General features: G+C 38.1%; 15 protein-coding genes and 1 pseudogene. 9 read left to right on the plus strand and 7 right to left on the minus strand.

Annotated features, from left to right (window positions below; all coding sequences use genetic code 11):
* The 3 genes and pseudogenes from VB715_RS21625 to VB715_RS21635 form a co-directional block, all read right to left on the minus strand.
* Positions 1 to 571: pseudogene (locus tag VB715_RS21625) on the minus strand (photosystem II q(b) protein); the annotation flags it as partial.
* A 164-nt stretch (positions 572 to 735) separates the two neighbouring features.
* Positions 736 to 1,953, minus strand: coding sequence for an ABC transporter permease (locus VB715_RS21630; protein WP_323303267.1), 1,218 nt, complete (start codon positions 1,951 to 1,953; stop codon positions 736 to 738).
* A 23-nt stretch (positions 1,954 to 1,976) separates the two neighbouring features.
* Positions 1,977 to 3,437 carry an efflux RND transporter periplasmic adaptor subunit gene (locus VB715_RS21635; protein ID WP_323303268.1) on the minus strand — a complete coding sequence of 487 codons (1,461 nt, stop codon included), beginning with the start codon at positions 3,435 to 3,437 and terminating at the stop codon, positions 1,977 to 1,979.
* A 214-nt stretch (positions 3,438 to 3,651) separates the two neighbouring features.
* Between VB715_RS21635 and VB715_RS21640 the strand changes: the two genes are divergently transcribed.
* The 3 genes from VB715_RS21640 (at position 3,652) to VB715_RS21650 (ending at position 5,763) form a co-directional block, all read left to right on the plus strand.
* Positions 3,652 to 4,506 (plus strand): RnfABCDGE type electron transport complex subunit D, encoded by an 855-nt coding sequence (locus VB715_RS21640; RefSeq protein WP_323303269.1) that lies wholly within the window; start codon positions 3,652 to 3,654, stop codon positions 4,504 to 4,506.
* 349 nt (positions 4,507 to 4,855) lie between these two features.
* Positions 4,856 to 5,350, plus strand: a complete 495-nt coding sequence (locus tag VB715_RS21645; RefSeq protein ID WP_323303270.1) for a hypothetical protein — start codon at positions 4,856 to 4,858, stop codon at positions 5,348 to 5,350.
* 266 nt (positions 5,351 to 5,616) lie between these two features.
* Positions 5,617 to 5,763, plus strand: a complete 147-nt coding sequence (locus VB715_RS21650) for a hypothetical protein (protein ID WP_323303271.1) — start codon at positions 5,617 to 5,619, stop codon at positions 5,761 to 5,763.
* Between the two features lie 21 nt (positions 5,764 to 5,784).
* Here the strand turns inward: VB715_RS21650 and glyS are convergent, their stop codons facing one another.
* Positions 5,785 to 7,920 (minus strand): glycine--tRNA ligase subunit beta, encoded by a 2,136-nt coding sequence (gene glyS / locus VB715_RS21655; protein WP_323303272.1) that lies wholly within the window; start codon positions 7,918 to 7,920, stop codon positions 5,785 to 5,787.
* A gap of 74 nt (positions 7,921 to 7,994) precedes the next feature.
* On the minus strand, positions 7,995 to 8,819 hold the full coding sequence (locus VB715_RS21660; protein ID WP_323303273.1) for a class I SAM-dependent methyltransferase: 825 nt from the start codon (positions 8,817 to 8,819) through the stop codon (positions 7,995 to 7,997).
* Positions 8,820 to 8,821: 2 nt separating this feature from the next.
* Between VB715_RS21660 and VB715_RS21665 the strand changes: the two genes are divergently transcribed.
* Both VB715_RS21665 and VB715_RS21670 read left to right on the plus strand, forming a co-directional pair.
* Positions 8,822 to 9,181, plus strand: a complete 360-nt coding sequence (locus VB715_RS21665; RefSeq protein WP_323303274.1) for a hypothetical protein — start codon at positions 8,822 to 8,824, stop codon at positions 9,179 to 9,181.
* Positions 9,182 to 9,192: 11 nt separating this feature from the next.
* On the plus strand, positions 9,193 to 11,121 hold the full coding sequence (locus VB715_RS21670) for an ABC-F family ATP-binding cassette domain-containing protein (protein ID WP_323303275.1): 1,929 nt from the start codon (positions 9,193 to 9,195) through the stop codon (positions 11,119 to 11,121).
* A gap of 107 nt (positions 11,122 to 11,228) precedes the next feature.
* Here the strand turns inward: VB715_RS21670 and VB715_RS21675 are convergent, their stop codons facing one another.
* The gene (locus tag VB715_RS21675; RefSeq protein WP_323303276.1) at positions 11,229 to 12,887 is read right to left on the minus strand and encodes an RluA family pseudouridine synthase; all 1,659 of its coding nucleotides are present in this window, start codon (positions 12,885 to 12,887) and stop codon (positions 11,229 to 11,231) included.
* Between the two features lie 11 nt (positions 12,888 to 12,898).
* Positions 12,899 to 13,963, minus strand: coding sequence for a DUF3102 domain-containing protein (locus tag VB715_RS21680; RefSeq protein ID WP_323303277.1), 1,065 nt, complete (start codon positions 13,961 to 13,963; stop codon positions 12,899 to 12,901).
* Positions 13,964 to 14,763: 800 nt separating this feature from the next.
* Between VB715_RS21680 and VB715_RS21685 the strand changes: the two genes are divergently transcribed.
* The 4 genes from VB715_RS21685 to VB715_RS21700 all read left to right on the plus strand — a co-directional run bounded on the left by VB715_RS21685 (position 14,764) and on the right by VB715_RS21700 (position 17,978).
* A complete protein-coding gene (locus VB715_RS21685) occupies positions 14,764 to 16,419 on the plus strand; it encodes an HlyD family efflux transporter periplasmic adaptor subunit (protein ID WP_323303278.1) in 1,656 nt (551 codons plus the stop codon).
* Positions 16,420 to 16,487: 68 nt separating this feature from the next.
* Positions 16,488 to 16,838 carry a HetP family heterocyst commitment protein gene (locus VB715_RS21690; RefSeq protein WP_323303279.1) on the plus strand — a complete coding sequence of 117 codons (351 nt, stop codon included), beginning with the start codon at positions 16,488 to 16,490 and terminating at the stop codon, positions 16,836 to 16,838.
* 469 nt (positions 16,839 to 17,307) lie between these two features.
* Positions 17,308 to 17,538 (plus strand): hypothetical protein, encoded by a 231-nt coding sequence (locus VB715_RS21695; protein ID WP_323303280.1) that lies wholly within the window; start codon positions 17,308 to 17,310, stop codon positions 17,536 to 17,538.
* A gap of 170 nt (positions 17,539 to 17,708) precedes the next feature.
* The gene (locus VB715_RS21700; RefSeq protein ID WP_323303281.1) at positions 17,709 to 17,978 is read left to right on the plus strand and encodes a hypothetical protein; all 270 of its coding nucleotides are present in this window, start codon (positions 17,709 to 17,711) and stop codon (positions 17,976 to 17,978) included.
* Positions 17,979 to 18,132 lie beyond the last annotated feature (154 nt).

An 18,132-nucleotide genomic window follows, 5' to 3' on the forward strand; every position in this document is an offset into this window, starting at 1 on the left:
TGTGTTCTGCTTGGAACACGAACATGAAGTTGAAGGTTCCACTGATTCCTAAAGGCATACCATCAGAGAAAGAACCTTGTCCGATGGGGTAGATTAAGAATACAGCAGTCGCAGCAGATACAGGTGCGCTGTAAGCAACACAGATCCAAGGACGCATTCCTAAACGGTAGGAGAGTTCCCACTGACGGCCTAAGTAGCAAAATACTCCGATTAAGAAGTGGAAGATTACTAACTGGTAAGGGCCACCATTGTAAAGCCATTCATCTAAAGATGCGGCTTCCCAAATGGGATAGAAGTGTAAACCGATAGCGTTGGAAGAAGGAACAACAGCACCAGAGATGATGTTGTTTCCGTATAGTAAAGAGCCAGCTACGGGTTCGCGGATTCCATCAATGTCCACAGGAGGAGCAGCGATGAAGGCGATGATGAAGCAAGTGGTAGCAGTTAAGAGGGTGGGGATCATCAGAGTACCGAACCAACCTACATAAATGCGGTTGTTGGTGCTGGTAACCCACTGACAAAACTGTTCCCAAACGGAAACGCTTTCGCGTTGTTGTAAGGTGGTAGTCATTTGGTTATAATTCCTTATTGATTTGTCAAGGTACGATGTATTGACACTCTCATGATAAACAAGTTATCAAGTTTTGTAAAGAAGATTAACAAAACGTTTTCTTATCTTAGCTATAAGTTTTATTTATGTATCTAATAACATCAGATTAAGAAGCAAGGGGTAACTTAACTACTCCTTAAGGCCACAATGGGATCAAGTTTGGCGGCTCTTTGTGCGGGTAAGACCCCAAATCCTAAGCCAATACCGCCGGAAACCACTAGGGAAATAATAATCGCACTGGAAGAAATACCGGAAGATAAGGGGGAAAAAATGCCCACTAAGGTAATTAAACTAACCCCTGTGATAATCCCAATCATGCCCCCAGACAGAGAAATGATTACCGCTTCAATTAAAAATTGTCCTAAAATATCCCCTTGAGTCGCCCCTAATGCTTTTCTCAGTCCAATTTCCGAGGTACGTTCACTCACAGAAACCAACATAATATTCATCACCCCAATTCCTCCCACAACCAGAGAAATTCCGGCAATAACTGTCAGCATTGCCGTTAAACCTGTGGCAATATTCCCAACAATATCTAACATTTGTTTGGCTGTTTCTACCCCAAAATCATCTTCATTGGTAATCTTATGTCTGAGACGCAAAAGATTTTCAATTTGAAACTTAGCTGCCCGTACACTATCTACATCTTGTGCTTCTGCATTAATCCAGGTTAATTCTAAACCATAGGGAGAGGTTCGCCCGACAATTTGATTAGCCATAGTAGTTAAGGGAATTAAAACCGTTTCATCTAAATTAGTCCCAAAAAAAGACCCCTTTTTTTCCATCACTCCAATGATTTCAAAGCTGATATTTTTGGCTCGAATTTTTTCTCCAATGGGACTACTGGCTACAAAAAATCGGTCAGCAATCGCCGAACCAATAACCGCTACTCGTTTATTTCTTTGGACATCAATCTCATTAAAAAACCGTCCTGTTGCCACCGGAAAATTTCGCACTGAGGGATATTTAGGAGTCGTTCCTATTAGCGAAACATTCGTATTTTGACTCCGATAAGAAATTAATTGACGTTGATTAATTTCTGGGGCTACTGCTTTAATACCAGGAACTAGGGAGGTAATCGCTTTAGCATCTTCTAAAACTAAAGTTCTCGGTAAATTAAAAGTTGCCCGACGAGCTGTGCGAGTACCAGGAACAATAAAAATCACTGTGGGCCCCAAGGCGTTTAATTGTTCTTCTGCTAATTTTTGGGCCCCTTGGCCAATGCCAATAGTTGCAATCACTGAAGCATTACCAATAATCATCCCTAACATGGTTAGGCTAGTGCGTAATTTATTGGCTGCTAACATTGAGGCCGCCATTTTAAAACTTTCTAACAAATTCATAGAAACTATATGTTTTAGAAGGATTATTTTTTATCTTTTGGCTCAGGGATATCAATAAAAACTCGTTCTCCTGGGTTTAAACCCGATAAAATTTGGGTTTTATCATCTAAAACTTGGCCAATAGTAACGGAGCGAAATTTCGGGTTATTGTCAGCATCAGGCACCATAACTCCCGTTTCTCCTTCTTGGGTAACAATGGCAACGGTGGGAATGACTACAGCCTCATTAATTTCTTGCCCTAAAAACATGACATCTACATTCATTTTAGACAATAATTTATCCCGTCCTGTAATCAAGCCGATGGTCACTTCAAAAGAGGTCACATTTTGCTCCACAATGGCTTCTGGGGCAATACGAATCACTTGCCCTTGGAATTCTTCATTCGGGTAGGCATCAGCTTTAATAGTGACAGGTTGTCCTGGTTGAATCATGGCGATATCGACTTCAGGCACTTTAGCCACTATTTCTAAGCCCCGTGCTATGGCTAAAATTGAGCTAGAAGTGGCTGATGCTGTGCTGGAGGCTGAAGTGGTTGGGGTGACGAATGCCCCTGGGGTAGCGTATTTTTGGGTGACAACCCCATCAAAGGGCGCACGGATCGCGGTATCTTGGAATTGAATCGCCACTTTTTCTAATTGGGCTTTAGCTGCAGCGGCCCCTGCTTCTAATTGGGCAATTTCGGTCTTAGCCGTCTGTTTCCGTTCCTCAAAGGCAATATTTGTCTCAGCTACTGCTGCCTGTGCTTGCATCGCGGCTTGTTGAAGTTGTCCAACTTCAGGGTTAGCTGTATTTTCGGTCTGTTCCAGTTTTTTCTCAAGTTCAACTAGGTTAGCTTGAGCATTGAGAGAATCATTCATAATTTCATCAAAACGATCTTGGGTGATCGCACCTTGTTGCAATAATTCTTGGTTGCGCTTGACACGGGAGGCTGCTAAATTAGCCTGAGAACGGGCGGAAATGATTTGGGCTTTAATTTGGTCAAGATCTTTGGGAATTCTCTGTTTAGCTCGTTCTAGGTTTGCTTGGGTTTCTTGAAATTGGGCTTGAGCTTGAGCGTAACGGGTTTGGGCCTGTTGAATGGCACTAGGAATGCGGACTCTGGCGGCTTCAAGATCGGCTAAGGCTTTATTATAATTGGCTTCTGCATATTTCCCCTCGGCCCGCACTTCGGTATTTTCCATGACGGCGAGAATTTGACCCTGTTTGACGGGCATTCCTTGTTCCACCCGTAATTGCACTAATCTTCCCGGATTTTTCGGGCTAATATTCACACTATCTATGGGTTCTACTGTTCCACTGGCTTCAATTTCAACAGCTAGGGTTTCTCGTTGAGCGACAACGGTCATTTGGTCGATTTTGCTCTCTGTGGTAGGGCTTTCGACCATTTTGTAGGTTAATCCTCCAACGAGGAGAATACCCCCAGTCATCGCGGCTAAAATCCAAGGGAGAGGGCGGTTTAATTTACCAAGCACAGGCACTTCCATAAAAATTTATATGATTTTAGTAACAATAGGGGAATTTATTCTAACTATACTAACCTTTCTAGGGTTGAGGTATCAGGGGCTAAAGGGGTGATGGGACTGTCAAAAGACAGAATTTTTCTTAAAAACAAGGATTGATAGGGGTCAACGGCCGTTGACCCCTACTTTTTAAAATAGCTTAAAATAAATCATTCTTACTGTGACTTTTAAGAAAACAATGGTTTTCAAAGATGATCGAGACTATCAAATTTTGTTTCTGAGTTCTTTTCTCTTATTAGGAATTTTAACCCGTGATTGGACGCTGAAACCTGAGCTAATTATAGTTATTGTTCTTACTTGTCTACTAACTCAATGGGGTCTAACTTCTGTAGTTTCTTTCTCATCGGCAGATAATCCCCGGCAGCTTGGGCTTAATTCTATCATTAATCCCTTATTTATGGCTTCTTGGCGTAGTGCTTTAATTACGGCTTTAGGACTCTGTTTATTATTACGGGCTAATCATTACACAACGATGATCCTTGCTGCTAGTTTAGCCATTGGTAGTAAGTTTCTATTTCGAGTAAACAATAAACACTTTTTTAACCCCGCTAATTTTGGTATTATTGCCGCCTTAACCCTGACACAAGATGCTTGGGTATCTCCTGGGCAATGGGGTGATGATTGGTGGTATATACTGTTATTTTTGGGGACAGGGGGCATTATTTTAAAACGAGTAGGACGCGGGGAAACTTCAACAGTATTTTTAGGAACTTATACAATATTGGAAGCTGTCCGTTATGTTTGGGTAGGATGGAGTTGGGATGTTTTAGCACATCATCTAATGAGTGGCAGTCTCCTCTTATTTGCTTTATTCATGTTAACCGATCCTCGTTCAATTCCCAATCACCCTCTAAGTCGCTTGGGTTGGGCGATTGCTGTTGCTTTAGTAACCTTTATCATCCAGCATTTCTGGTATCTATCCACTGCAGTTTTTTGGTCATTATTTCTCTTATCACCCCTGACTATCCTACTAGATTATTGGTGGACTGCTCCCAAATTTTCTTGGACTATGAATAAATTTAACAATGTCTAGATTTGTCCAAAAATAGGGGATATTTGTCAAAAATAAATGTACGAAAACGTACAGACATACTCAGAAAAATAGTACATAATGGCATAAGCTTAACTAATAGTTAGGTAAGTAAGGTTAGGGAACAACAGGTTAGGCCTCAACAAAATTTTGGTTGGGGCTTTTGTTTTTAAAATTTTACTCTTAACTTATTCTTAACCATCTAATTATAAAGTGTCTAAAATTATCTAAAATTGTCTAATTTTCTTGGAACTTTACTCCGAAAATTCTCAGTAATTGAGATGATTTAGATCACACCCGTTAATAATTATTTACATTAAATTAAAAGAGTCACATTAATTTAACTTAGATTATGACTCACCTCTTTGAGATGATTAAACAGTCAAAATCAATCGCTCAAAATGAACGTAAGACGATGATCGTGAAAACTTTTTTAAATGAATTAGATCAAGAAGAATGGGAAATTTCTGATTTTGAATTAGTCCCCTTAGAGCCTTTACCTGTCATTTATCAGAAACTGCAAGAATCTCAGCTAAACTCTCTTGGACTATTTATAAATGGTTGGCAATATCTAATGTCAGCTAATCAGTTTAAGGGTATAGATTACAAGGTATTTATGGCCTTATTAATTCATCTTAATTTTGAGGAGTGGACTCCAGTTACACAACAAACCATTGCCGATGAAATCAAAAAGCATCAACCGAATGTGGGGCAGTCTATCAAAAAATTGCTGAAATATAAGGTGATCGAAAGAAAACAAGATCCTTCAGATAAAAAAAGATGGATGTATCGGCTGAATGTAGATCTTGGTTTTGGTGATGAAGATAATTATCGTAATCAACCATAGACAGTGTTTCTCTCAACTTGATTTTCCCAAGCTCCCAAATTTGCTCCTGTTTGTTTCCTTATCTTTACTTAAATCTCAGTAAAATTCCTGATTATTGTTAACGTTTGTCCATATTTCTTCTCTTTTAATTTGTCAGTGATCTTAATCTGAAAATAAAATGATTAAGATTACAAATTAAGTCAGATAGCATCACTGTTGAGTTATAAAATTAAGTATAAATTTAAGCATATATAGGTAATTTTGTTTATTCCCTGGAGATGACTCAAATGTCTAAAAAAACTTTAGTAACTCCCGCTACAAATCAAGCTGAAATTAGTCAAGATTGGTACATTTCCGTTGTTGAAATTCTAGAATTAGATCCCTGGAAATTTTTTCATCAGTCTATCCCTATTTCCGTTAAAGTTAAGATCTAGATAGATGATTTTTATTAAACTTTATCCCTTGACAACCGCACCAAAATCTGCTAACACTCTCCCATGATTGCGGAGAATTCCCAACAAATTGAGACGGTTTTGTCGGATCTGAGGATTGTCATCCATCACCAAGACACTATCTTCTCCATCAAAAAATTCATTCACCGTGGGGGCAATATCAGCTAAACCTTCCACTAACAATTGATAATTACTATCAGATTGGGCGATTTTTGTTTTAGGAACTAAGGTAACTAACGCTTCATAAAATCCTTGTTCTGAGGTCTTTTCAAATAACTGGGGCCGAATGACTTTACTGGGATCTAGTTCAGTATAGCCTAAGTCCCCTTTAGCTGCCAAACGGGTTGAACGGTTTACCGTTTCATAAATCTGATCTAACATCCCATTCTGGCGAATTTCCTGGAGAAATTGAGCGCGATCGCGCACATCTAATAAGTTTTGTAACGCCCTTTCTGTATAATCGAGATCATTTTCTCCGATGACAGCATTAACTAAATCATAATCAATCCCTAATTCATCTTGTAAGAGGGTTTGAATGCGTTGAATAAAGAAGGTTTGCAACGCTTCAAGGGGGGATTTATTATCGGGATGAGAGGTAACAAATGCCTGACAACCTTGGAATAATAATTGAGACAAATTAATTGATAATTGGCTATTCCAGGTGACATTAATAATAGCATTGGCTGCCCGTCTTAAGGCAAAAGGATCGGATGATCCTGTGGGGATCATTCCCAGTCCAAAAATACTGATTAAAGTATCTAAACGATCAGCAAGGCCTACTACTTGGCCAGTTAAAGATTGGGGCATTATATCATCAGCCCCACGGGGTAAATAATGATCAAAAATGCCTTGGGCGACGGCTTCTGATTCCCCACTTACTAAGGCGTATTTTTGCCCCATGATCCCTTGTAATTCGGGAAATTCATAGACCATCTGTGTGACTAAATCAGCTTTACACAGCAGGGCGGTACTTTCAATTTCTTCCCGTTGTTTGGGAGTGATTTTTAAGTAATCAGCAATTTGTTGGGCCATATCCATAATGCGATCAACTTTGTCACGAATGGTTCCTAATTCTTCTTGAAAGGTGACAGTTTCTAGTTGGGGTAAATAACTTTCTAAAGGTTGATCACAGTCTGCTGTATAGAAAAATTGAGCATCAGCTAAACGGGCCCGAATTACCCTTTCATTACCTTGGGAAATAATCTTTGATTTTTGGGGATCTCCATTAGAAATTGTAATAAAATTAGGTAATAGTGAGCCGTCGGATTTCTTAACGGCAAAATATCGCTGGTGAGTCACCATTACGGTTATGATGACTTCAGTGGGTAGACTAAGAAATTCTTCATCAAAGTTGCCAGCAACGGCTGTTGGATATTCGACTAAATTAATGACTTCTGCTAATAAATCAGCCGGAATTTCAGGGGTTCCACCTAATTTTTTGCCAAGGTTTTTAAGGTCTTTTTCAATAATTTGCTGACGCTGTTTCTTGTCAACTTCTACATAAGCTGATTGTAGCGTTTTTACATAAGTGGATGCTTGAGTTAAACTGATAGCGTCAGGGTGTAAAATTCGATGACCATAGGAGAGGCGATCGCTGGCTAAACTGCTGTTTCCATTAACAATTTCTAGAGGTAGAACTTGATCATCACATAAGGTTACTAACCAACGAATAGGACGAGAAAATCGCAGATCTCCATCTCCCCACCGCATGAAGCGTCTACCTTCTAAGCTATTAATCCAAGTAGGAATTAATTCTTGTAGAATTTCTTTTGTTGCCTTACCTTTTATTTTCTTTTCAATAAAAATAAAGTCCCCTTTTTCCGTGGGGCGAATTTCTAAATCTTTTAAATCTACTTCTTGTTTACGAGCAAATCCTTCCGCCGCTTTTGTGGGTTTTCCCTCTTTAAAAGCAGCCGCAGCAGGGGGACCTTTGATGATTTCATCACGATCATTTTGTTGTTCAGGTAGTCCAGCAATTAACACGGCTAACCGTCGAGGTGTCCCATAAACTTTTATGGAGTCTGGTTCTAAAAAATGCTCTTGGAGACTAACCGGAATTCGTTGTTGCCATTGGGCGATCGCTCCATCGACAAAATCTGCGGGTAATTCTTCTGTACCGACTTCCAATAAAAAGAACATAGGGACTCAAAAGGATAATTTAGGATACAAGGCTCAAAAATACACTATACAATTATATCATTTTTCTGACTTTTTTATTCATCTTTTCTTTGCTTTTGTGCTGATGTGACTGGTTTACAAGCATCAGTTACTTGATAAATCCACCAAATGGGTTTACTAAGAATTTGTTGAAATCCAACCTGATTTAAACAAGTGGTAATATTGCCTTGGGAATAAACAGAGGAATAGGGTTCTTTAAAGAGTTTAATTAACCATTGTGCTTTGCTTAATCTTTTTTGATTGGCATCGAGAATAATCAGTTGTCCTCCCGGTTTCAGCAAACGAAAACTTTCTTGAAGAATTTCTTGACAAATTTTTGTTGGGGTTTCATGTAATACCATAGAAATTGTTACTAAATCATAGGAACCTGACGGAAAATTTGTTGCTTCAGCTAAGCCTTGTTGCCAGTGAATTGCTAATTTTTTTTGTTGCGCTTTATCCTGAGCTATAATTAACATATAAGGGGATAAGTCTAAGCCAACTATCAAAGCGTCTGGAAACCGCTTTTTTAAGATAATGGTATTTGACCCTGTTCCACACCCTAAATCCAGAATTTTTTGGGGTTTAATTTTGATTGCATTTAGTAAACAATGACGAATCCATTGTTCATTGGGGGGCGTTGCCAAGGGAGTTACGATATCATAGGTAAGGGCAGCGATGGGGTTAAGATAGCCTCCTTCAATGCCATGAAAATTGGCTAAAGTGTAATAAGATGGATAGGAAAAGTCTGAGGTTTGAAAGGTGGCAATTTCCTGTTGCCAGTCAATTGTCTCAGATAACCACTTTTTTTGAGAACCCATGAGAAGACTCAGGGCGGAGCGGAAAAAATGCTGGTTAATTTGATGAAAATTGACTATCATAGATGAGCAATCGAATTATTATTGATGTCAACCGAATGATCTCTAATTTAGCTCAAGTTATCTCACTTAAACCCTTATCTCCATCTATTATACGGCTAATTAAAATTATTTCTACTATTCTGATTTCTACGGCGATTATTTGGGAATTAGGGAACCTCTATGCCCATTATAAGGGATTAATAATTCCTGATGGCTTGAGATTTATTTTTTGGTTAGATCGAGTAGCCCTAGGTTCCCATTTTGTGGAAGCATTAATCGCGGCTTATTATACCGCATTAGGCGGCCAAAATCCCCTCAAATATGGCATTTATACTTTTTTCGTGGGAACGGTTGGTTTGTTGGAATTAAAACAGGAAAAATAAGGACTAGCTAGATGACAATTTTCACCCTAAGATCAGTTAAGAAAGACTTTGGTATTAAAGAGATTTTAAAAGAGGCAACTTTTAGCCTTGATGAAGGGGATAAAGTCGGTTTAATTGGCACAAATGGGTCAGGAAAATCTACTTTATTAAAGATGATAGCAGGATTAGAACCCATTGATGGGGGTGATTTATGGGTAAACTCAGGGTCAAAAATTGTTTACTTACCTCAACAACCTAATTTAGACGAAAATTGCACGGTTTTAGAACAAGTTTTTGCGGACTGTGGGGAACAAATGGCCTTAGTAAGAGAGTATGAAGAAATTTCTCATAAACTAGCTCATAATTCTCAAGATACTGATAGTTTAATGTCCCGTTTGTCTCAAGTTACACAAAAAATTGAAAGTTTAGAAGCTTGGGATGTAGAAACTAACGCTAAAATTATTTTAAGTCAATTAGGGATTGAAGATTTTGAGGCAAAAATTGGAGATTTATCAGGAGGTTATCGTAAACGAATTGCTTTAGCTTCTGGGTTATTATCGGAACCTGATGTATTATTAATGGATGAACCCACTAACCATTTAGATGCTTTATCTGTTGAATGGTTACAAAGTTATTTAAACCGTTATCAAGGGGCATTATTATTAATTACTCATGATCGGTATTTCTTAGATAAAGTGACGAATCGTATCATCGAAATTGATCAAGGTGATATCTATCAATATGCAGGAAACTATGCTTATTTTTTAGAGAAGAAAGCGGAAGCAGAAGCATCAGAAATTAGTAGTCAAAAGAAACACGCGGGGGTCTTAAGACGGGAATTAGAATGGTTAAAACGAGGACCAAAAGCTAGAAGTACCAAGCAAAAAGCCCGTATTGATCGCATTGGAGAAATGCGGGAGAAGGAGTTTAAACAAGCACAAGGGAAGGTAGAAATAACGACAGCAAATCGTCGTATTGGTAAAAAAGTTATTGAATTAAATACTATTAAGAAAGCTTATGACGAACGAGTTTTAATTAAGGATTTTACTTATATTTTTAATCCTCAAGATCGGGTAGGAATTATCGGTGCAAATGGGGCAGGAAAATCAACTTTAATGAATATTATAACCGGAAGAATTACCCCTGATTCTGGAACAGTTGAGATTGGCCCTACCATTCATTTTGGCTATTTTGATCAACATTCTGAAGACTTATTAGTCAATGAAGATCAACGGGTAATTGATTATTTAAAAGATGTAGCAGAATTAGTAAAAACTTCTGATGGAAGTGTTATTACTGCTTCCCAAATGTTAGAAAGATTTCTATTTCCACCGAATCAACAATATGCACCTATCCATAAACTGTCTGGAGGAGAAAGACGACGTTTATTTTTATTACAAGTCTTAATGAGTGCGCCCAATGTGTTAATTTTAGATGAACCAACCAACGATTTAGATGTACAAACTTTAGGGGTTTTAGAGGAATATTTAGAAGACTTTAATGGTTGTGTGATTGTTGTTTCTCATGATCGCTACTTTTTAGATCGTACAGTTGACACGATTTTTTCTTTAGAAGAAGGGGGAAATATTCGACAATATCCAGGCAATTATTCTGTGTATTTAGACTATAAAAAAGCTGACGAAGATCGAGCAAAAGAAGCGGAAAAAGAAGCACAAAAGAAAGCAGAAGTCAAGGGTAAAGAGCAATCTAAAACAGAACAAAAAGTTAAACCGAGTGAAACTCGTAAACTCTCATTTAAAGAAAAATATGAATATAAAGAATTAGAAGAAAAAATCCCAAAAATGGAAACAGAAAAAGAAGAACTTGAACAAATATTATATCGTAATCCACCCAGTGATTTTGCGGAAATGCAAACTTTAACAGAACGTTTATCCCAATTAATTGAAGAAATTGATCAATCAACCGAACGCTGGTTAGAATTAGCTGAAAGGGAGAGTTAACCTGAGAAACATTATCAAAATCATGAATCTTCTGGTGATACCCCTAACCTTGTTTCAATCATTGTTGTAAGTTTTACTGACATTATTTTCATGATACTCTAACTTGATTAAAATGGAGTGTCTACCCGCAACTGAATAATTTTTTGTAACTGAGGATGTTCAAATTTAATTTCTCTTGCGTGTAAATGTAAGCGACTCTGATTATCATTATTGCCATAAAGTTTGTCCCCTAAAATTGGCATTCCTAACCCTTGAAGATCAGCACAATGAACCCTTAATTGATGAGTTCTTCCCGTAACAGGAATTAATTCAACACGACTATAATTTTGTTTTTTCCCGATTACTTGAAATTTAGTAATGCTGGGTTTTCCTTTGAGAAAATCCACTTTTTGATAGGGGCGATCCCTAGGATCTCCCCATAAGGGTAATTCAATGATACCTTGATTAATTAATAAAGAACCTGATAAAATAGCTTCATAAGTTTTAAATACTTTTCTTTGGGCAAATTGTTGACTTAGTTTTTGATGGCTTTCTGGATCTTTAGCTAATAAAAGAATTCCTGATGTATCCTGATCTAAACGATGAACTGTCATCAGACTTTTGCCATCGGTTAGTAAATTGCTTAAACGACTTAAGACACTATCTTGATTATTACTGTAACGTCCTGGTACTGACAGTAAACCCGCAGGTTTATTAACAGCAACTAACCATTTATCTTCATAAATTATCTGAAGATTCTGATCACTTTTTAGATTATTATGGTAAGCAAAAGAAGATAAACCTGACAAGAGAAAACCCATTAAAGGTTGACAGCGTTCCCGACAGGGGCCATAAAATCTTCCGGGTATTTTATCCCCCAAAGATGGCCCCCACCAAAATTCTGCCATAGCGAGGGGTTTTAGTTCGTGTGTCGCTGCATAATGCAGCAATTTTGGGGCGCAACAATCTCCGGTTCCCGTCGGTAAACCATGAGGTAACAAATCTTGTAAAGAATAGGATTTTCCCGCAAAGTTAGTTATACTATAAACAGCGTGCATTTGAGCTTGTAATTGACGGGATAATTGTTTTCTTTCTTGTCTTAATTGGCTTATTTTTATTGCTGCTGTATTGATGGTTTCCTGTAAGGATTGTAAGCTTTTATCCCGTTCTTGTTTGAGTTGCTTTTTCTCCCATTTATCTCGACGACTTGCTTGATTAAGTTGTTCAATAGCGTTGTTTAACTCATCCTTTTCTAAGGTATTTAAAAATAGCTGACGTTGTTGTTTACGTTGTTCTTTTCGCTGCTGATGAATGATAGTTAAACTGTCCAAACGAGTTTGCCATTTTTGAGATAAAGTCTCATACTCTTGTTTTTCTAAGGTGGGATCTAAGTTGATAATGTGCTGTTTAATTTCTGCTAATTTAAGGAGAGTTTCCGCTTCTTGTAAGGCGATTTGCTCCCTTCCAGAAATGGGAGGAACCCACTCAGTAACCAAACTTTGACCCTTTAATAACCCTGAAAATGCTTTTAAGACTCCCTGTTGTTTTGATGAGGTTTCCACTAATAAGATGCCATACATTTTACCCTCTAGAGAATAGAGAGCATCCTGAGTAAGTTTTCTCATTAAACCAACAGCGATCGCTTCAGCTAGGGCCGTGCGAGGAAGCCTTAAAATTTGTTGAGTTTGGGGACAAAATCCTTCATAACAATCATCGATAGAAAAGTCAGGAATTGAGCCTTGACAGTCAATAAAATCCGATAAACAATGAAGTTTTACAGCGTCCATTGACCGAGCTATCAAGAATTATCTTCCTTACTGACTATGTGATTATCTACTTGATTTTTAGGTTCTAATAAAGCGCGTTTTGCTATGTTGATCAAATCATGATAAGAATTTTGATTACTAGGAATTGTGGTTCCAATCCCCAAATGGAGAGACAGGGGGACAATTGAGTTATGGTTAGATAAAATTAAGTCTTTTTTCCAAGCAAGAAACCAATTTAAAAATCTTTGGCCAACGCATCTAGCACCTTCTTGATCAGTGTTAGGTAAAACCATCGTCCATTGCTGATTGTTATATTCCCCTGCAAAGTCTCCTGGCCGCTTTAGCACATGACTTAAACCCTCAGGGATCTTTTGCATAGTTTGCTCAATTAAAGTACCTGATTGATTGGTTTCTTTTAAGGAAATTTTACATAATATTAGAGATAATTCTTGCTTTTCACGGGTCATCCGTCGCCATTCTTGCTCTAAATAGTAAGTAAAGTCAGAAAAACTATAAATTTGAGGGACAAAGTCTGGAGTATTTTCCTGAGTTGGACTCGAAGATAATCGGGTTGCTTCTGCTTCAACGATGACTATATTCTGGGAACTGTCTTGAAAATTGGTGTCAATGATAGATTGTTCGTCTTCCTTAAATATTTTATATTCTTTAACAAGTTTTTTAGCAAGAGAATAGGTGATATTTTTACCCTGTTTAGCTTGGTTGAGAGCTTGATGACGGACTGTTTCTGGGGTTGAAGGAGCCGCTAAAACATAAAGAGCAGAGGGAGCAATTTCAACTTCTTGGAGTTCTTCGACTTTAAATCTTTGACTAACTTGCATAAACTTATTGGCAGTGGAAACACTCCAATCAAATTCCGCTTGTAACCAACTGCGAAATTGTCCATGTTGTAGTTGTTCTTTGATTTTGCACAAATTATCGCCAATTTCCACAATATCTTGAGCGCAGCGACGCAGTTTATTTTTGATATCAATAGTTAGTTCTTGAATCTGCTCTCGCGTCTGTTGATTTAATTGTTGATAGTCAAATTGTTTTATTTCAACGATTTTAGAATTCATGTAGATCTTATTCTCCGGCATAATTTGCTCCTCGTCCAATTTCCCTTGGTTTTCTGATATCTGTCAAAGTCTCCAATGCTTTGTTGACGACGACCATGGATCTGTCAGACCGTCAAGCTAATGGGGATTATCTCAGATTAAGCATCAACCTGCTTTAGCAACTCGACTCAATTAACTAGATCGGCCTTTGGTAGAGGGTTCAGTCTTCATACCAATCGATTATTGTCTCTGATCGATAAGACTTGAACAGATTTAAAGTTATATCTAATCGGTACTTCAGGGATTAATTGCCTCAAACTGTCCATAGATACAGTGATTAGCTTTGCTTTTTTATAGACATATTATACAAAACTGATTCATTGCTGTAAATAAACTTTGATTAAATTTTCATATCTCTAAAGAGTTTCTAGCAGATTCGCCGCCCCAAAAATGCCAAATGTGTAAATTTTATAAATTTGCTCTCATTCCTTTTAAAGTAAAACTTATAATAGTAACATTTTATTGATAAAATACTGATAAGATTTTAACAACTGTAAATTTTTTTGCTAATTAGTTGACAATAAAATTTATGGAAGTTAGGCTTATTTTAAGAATCAACTCTTCACATTTCAACCTAAAACACCTACTTTACTCATAATACAAGGGAAATTTGGGTAAAAGATTTTTGAGATTTTGTTTGACCACTGTTGAGAAAAAAAATATTTTCTTCTCATCATTAGTTATTTTTTTAGTGGTGAAAAAATGAAAGGAGAGAAGAAATTGTGTTTGATTTCTTCTCTATAAGCCTGACAAAAATAGACAAATATTACCAAGGATTAGCAATGTTAGAAAAATATAGCAAAGGTCAACAAGAAACTGTTAAGTTTCTCAACAAAAATCCTGAAGGGCTGTCCGCGGCTCAACCCGCTTCCAGTCCAGGAGAAAGTGGGGTGACTCAAGATGCCACCTTAATTTATGGGGGGGTAAGTAGTCCAACCATACCCATGACCTCCCCCCCATCGATTTCCTTCCCTAAACCAAGTACAGATGAGCGTGCAAGAGACTGGTCTTTACCCGTCAATTCCCTATTAGATCAACCCCCCGCCACCCTACCCCAGTGGTTAATTCTCAGTGGTATGGCCTTTTGTTTAGTCTTTGGGACTTGGGCTTGGTTTGGCACCATTGAAGAAGTAGGGAAAGCTCAAGGAAAGTTAGTCCCGGAAGGCGAAACCTACAAAATTCAACCTATTGAATTAGGCAAAGTCACCCAAATTTCGGTTAAAGAAGGACAAACTGTTCAAGCCGGCCAACTCCTCGTGGAATTAGACACGGAACTCGCCCAAAAAGAAATAGAGCGACTACAACAAGCCATTACCGCTTACTATTTGGAGTTCAGCCAAAAACAAACCTTACAAGAGCGCATTCAATTAGAAGCTAAAACCGCAGAGGCCATCTCTGCGGCGGAACTACAGGCACAACAAGCAGTAATTGCCAATACCAAAGAAAAAATTGCCACCATTCGCCAATTGCTGGCCCAACAGCAAACCGAAGCGGTGGCTTATCAATCACGACAAAGAGATTTACAACCCCTTTCTAGTACGGCTCAAGAAAAGCTCAGTCAATTACAAGCAGAGAAAATCGCTCATCAGGAGCGCATTGCCAGACTGCTACCCCTGCAAGAAGAGGGGGCTGTTTCTCAAGACTATATCTTTCAGGCCGAACAAGCTCTCAGAGAAACAGAGCAGCGCATTACCAGCAGTCAACTCCAGGAAGTAACCAGTGCCAATGAACAAATGTTTCAAGCCAACCAAGCGATGCGAGATTTGCAATCTCATGTTACGGAAAATCGAGGGGAATTATTAACTGCTTATCAAGGTGTTCAACAGGCCCAGGCAGAGTTAACGGGGAAGAAAGCTGAAGCGCAACGGGCGCAATTAGAAGCTTCCCAGAGAATCCAGCAGCTTGCGGTAGAAATTACCCAACTTCAAGGCAAAATTGCCGAGAGCAAAAATCTGTTGGTAGCGGCCCAAGCCAAACTGAAATACAGATATCTTAGGGCCCCTGTCAGTGGCACGGTTTTATCCCTCAACTTGAAAAATGCTGGTCAAGTCTTAGAAGCGGGGCAAACTGTTGCTGAAATTGCCCCAGAAGGAACTCCTTTGGTGGTTTCTGCGGTTCTTCCAACTCAAGAAGCAGGTTTTGTTAAACCGGGAATGCCCGTCAAAGTTAAGTTAGACGCTTATCCCTATCAAGATTATGGTGTGATTCCGGGTCAAGTCACAGAAATTTCTGCTGATGCCAAATCTGATGAAAAATTAGGTGAATTTTATCGGGTGGAAGTGAAACTCGAACGAGATCATGTGATGGAAAATCAAAAAGTTGTTCCCTTTAAACCTGGACAAACCGTTACGGCTGACATTATTATTCGCCGTCGTCGCATTATCGATGTCTTGCTTGATCCCATCAAGCAAATGCAAAAAGATGGAATCAATCTTTAAATTTTGGGTATTTTTCCACTGTTGTTTTTTCCCTTTTAAAACATCTTATTTTAGGATCGTGTTTTCTCATGTCTCAATCAGTGTATAACCAACAAACCAAAACGATGACAGAACAGCAATTTGAGAAAATTGTTGATGCCATTCTGGCAGGTAAATATTCCTGGGCTTGTGTGTTGATTTTACAAACTGCGGGCTATAATCCCCTACATTATATGCCTTACCGAACCTACAATCGTTTAATTAAAGATAATTGCTTACAACATCAAAATAGCTCTAATCAGCAGCAAAATCACCAAAACCCAGAGGCAAAATCTCAGAATAAGACCAATAAAATTAAGGATATTAGCTATTTAGAAACAGTGGATTGTCAAGCATCAACTATTGGTGGGGGCTTGAGAAGTTCCTGGTTTTCTCGTTAACCGCAGAATATAGCAGTCCTATGATTGCCATAGTATATAGCGTTTCCCTGACTCATGAGGCTTCGCCGTGAGCTTCAGCCGAACGGTACATTAGCAAGCTGAACACCTGCCTTCTGCCTCCTGCCTCAAATTTTATTGATAAGCCCGCGCAAGCGGGTTTTGTGCGTAAGTGTAAGAGCTTACGGGGCAGAAGTAGGGGTCAACGGCCGTTGACCCCTACATTAATGACATACTCTATTCACTTGACATTTTTTTAATATTAATGCTCTAAAAAAATGCCAGTTTGGCAACATATTAAAAAAAATATTTTCAATTAAAATTATTTAATAATTCAAAAAAAAATAACTAAAACTGCCAAATTGGCAACCAACTAAAAACCAAAGTAGTTATAGTAAATAGTGTAAGGAGTTGATTCTTAATTCCTTAGCAAGAAACTCAAAAATAACAGTTAATTCAAGGAGAAAAACCAATGTTTATTTCTGATCTTAATTACTTACAAGAAGTTGAAGTTAACCAAGTAGAAGGTGGTTTTGCTTATTCAACCGCTCTTGGTTCTGCTCTTTCTCTTGGTGTTGTTTCTTCACTTACATCTAGTGTCACAGCCACCAATACTAATAGTGGTTTGATTTTGACTCCAATCGGGCCCATTCCCTTTAATGCAGCTTCAGCAGCATCTGCCAATAGTTCTTTTGCTTCCTAGTCAATAGGAGTTGGCTATAATCACAATAATTTGAGCCTTTGTTATGGCTATTGTGATTATGCTTTCAGAAAGCGTAGTTCAGTCGAATTACAGTTAAAAAGAGATGAGACTGAACTAGCTTTCTGTTTAATAAACTCAAAAGGCTATTCTTATGATAGTAGGGATTTGTCATGATTATTTCTGATTTAGATTATTGGCAAAGATTTTCCGAGCAAGGAGGAGTCTTCGGGGGCATTGAGAATTCATTATCAAACGTTACATTGTTGACGAATGAGCCAGGGTATTTATTAATGGCTAGTTATTTAGTAACTGCCAATGCTATTGGTAAAGATGCTGATGTCCACGTTACAGGGTTCTCGATGAATCGTATTTTATCAGATGGTTCTTCTCAAAGTTCTTCTGGTTCTGCTTCCCAATCAAGCTCAGGAAATGATTTATGATCGACAATTAAGCTTATAATGTAATATTTTAGACTCAAGTGGTTTGCAAATTGCTGCATAATCCTTGAGTTTTTTCTATAAAAAATAGCATGATCTACCCTTGTATTATTTAAATATTAATTATTTTTTTAATTTTTAAAATCTCAGTTATATC

The sequence above is a fragment of the Crocosphaera sp. UHCC 0190 genome, assembly GCF_034932065.1.
GTDB lineage: Bacteria > Cyanobacteriota > Cyanobacteriia > Cyanobacteriales > Microcystaceae > UHCC-0190.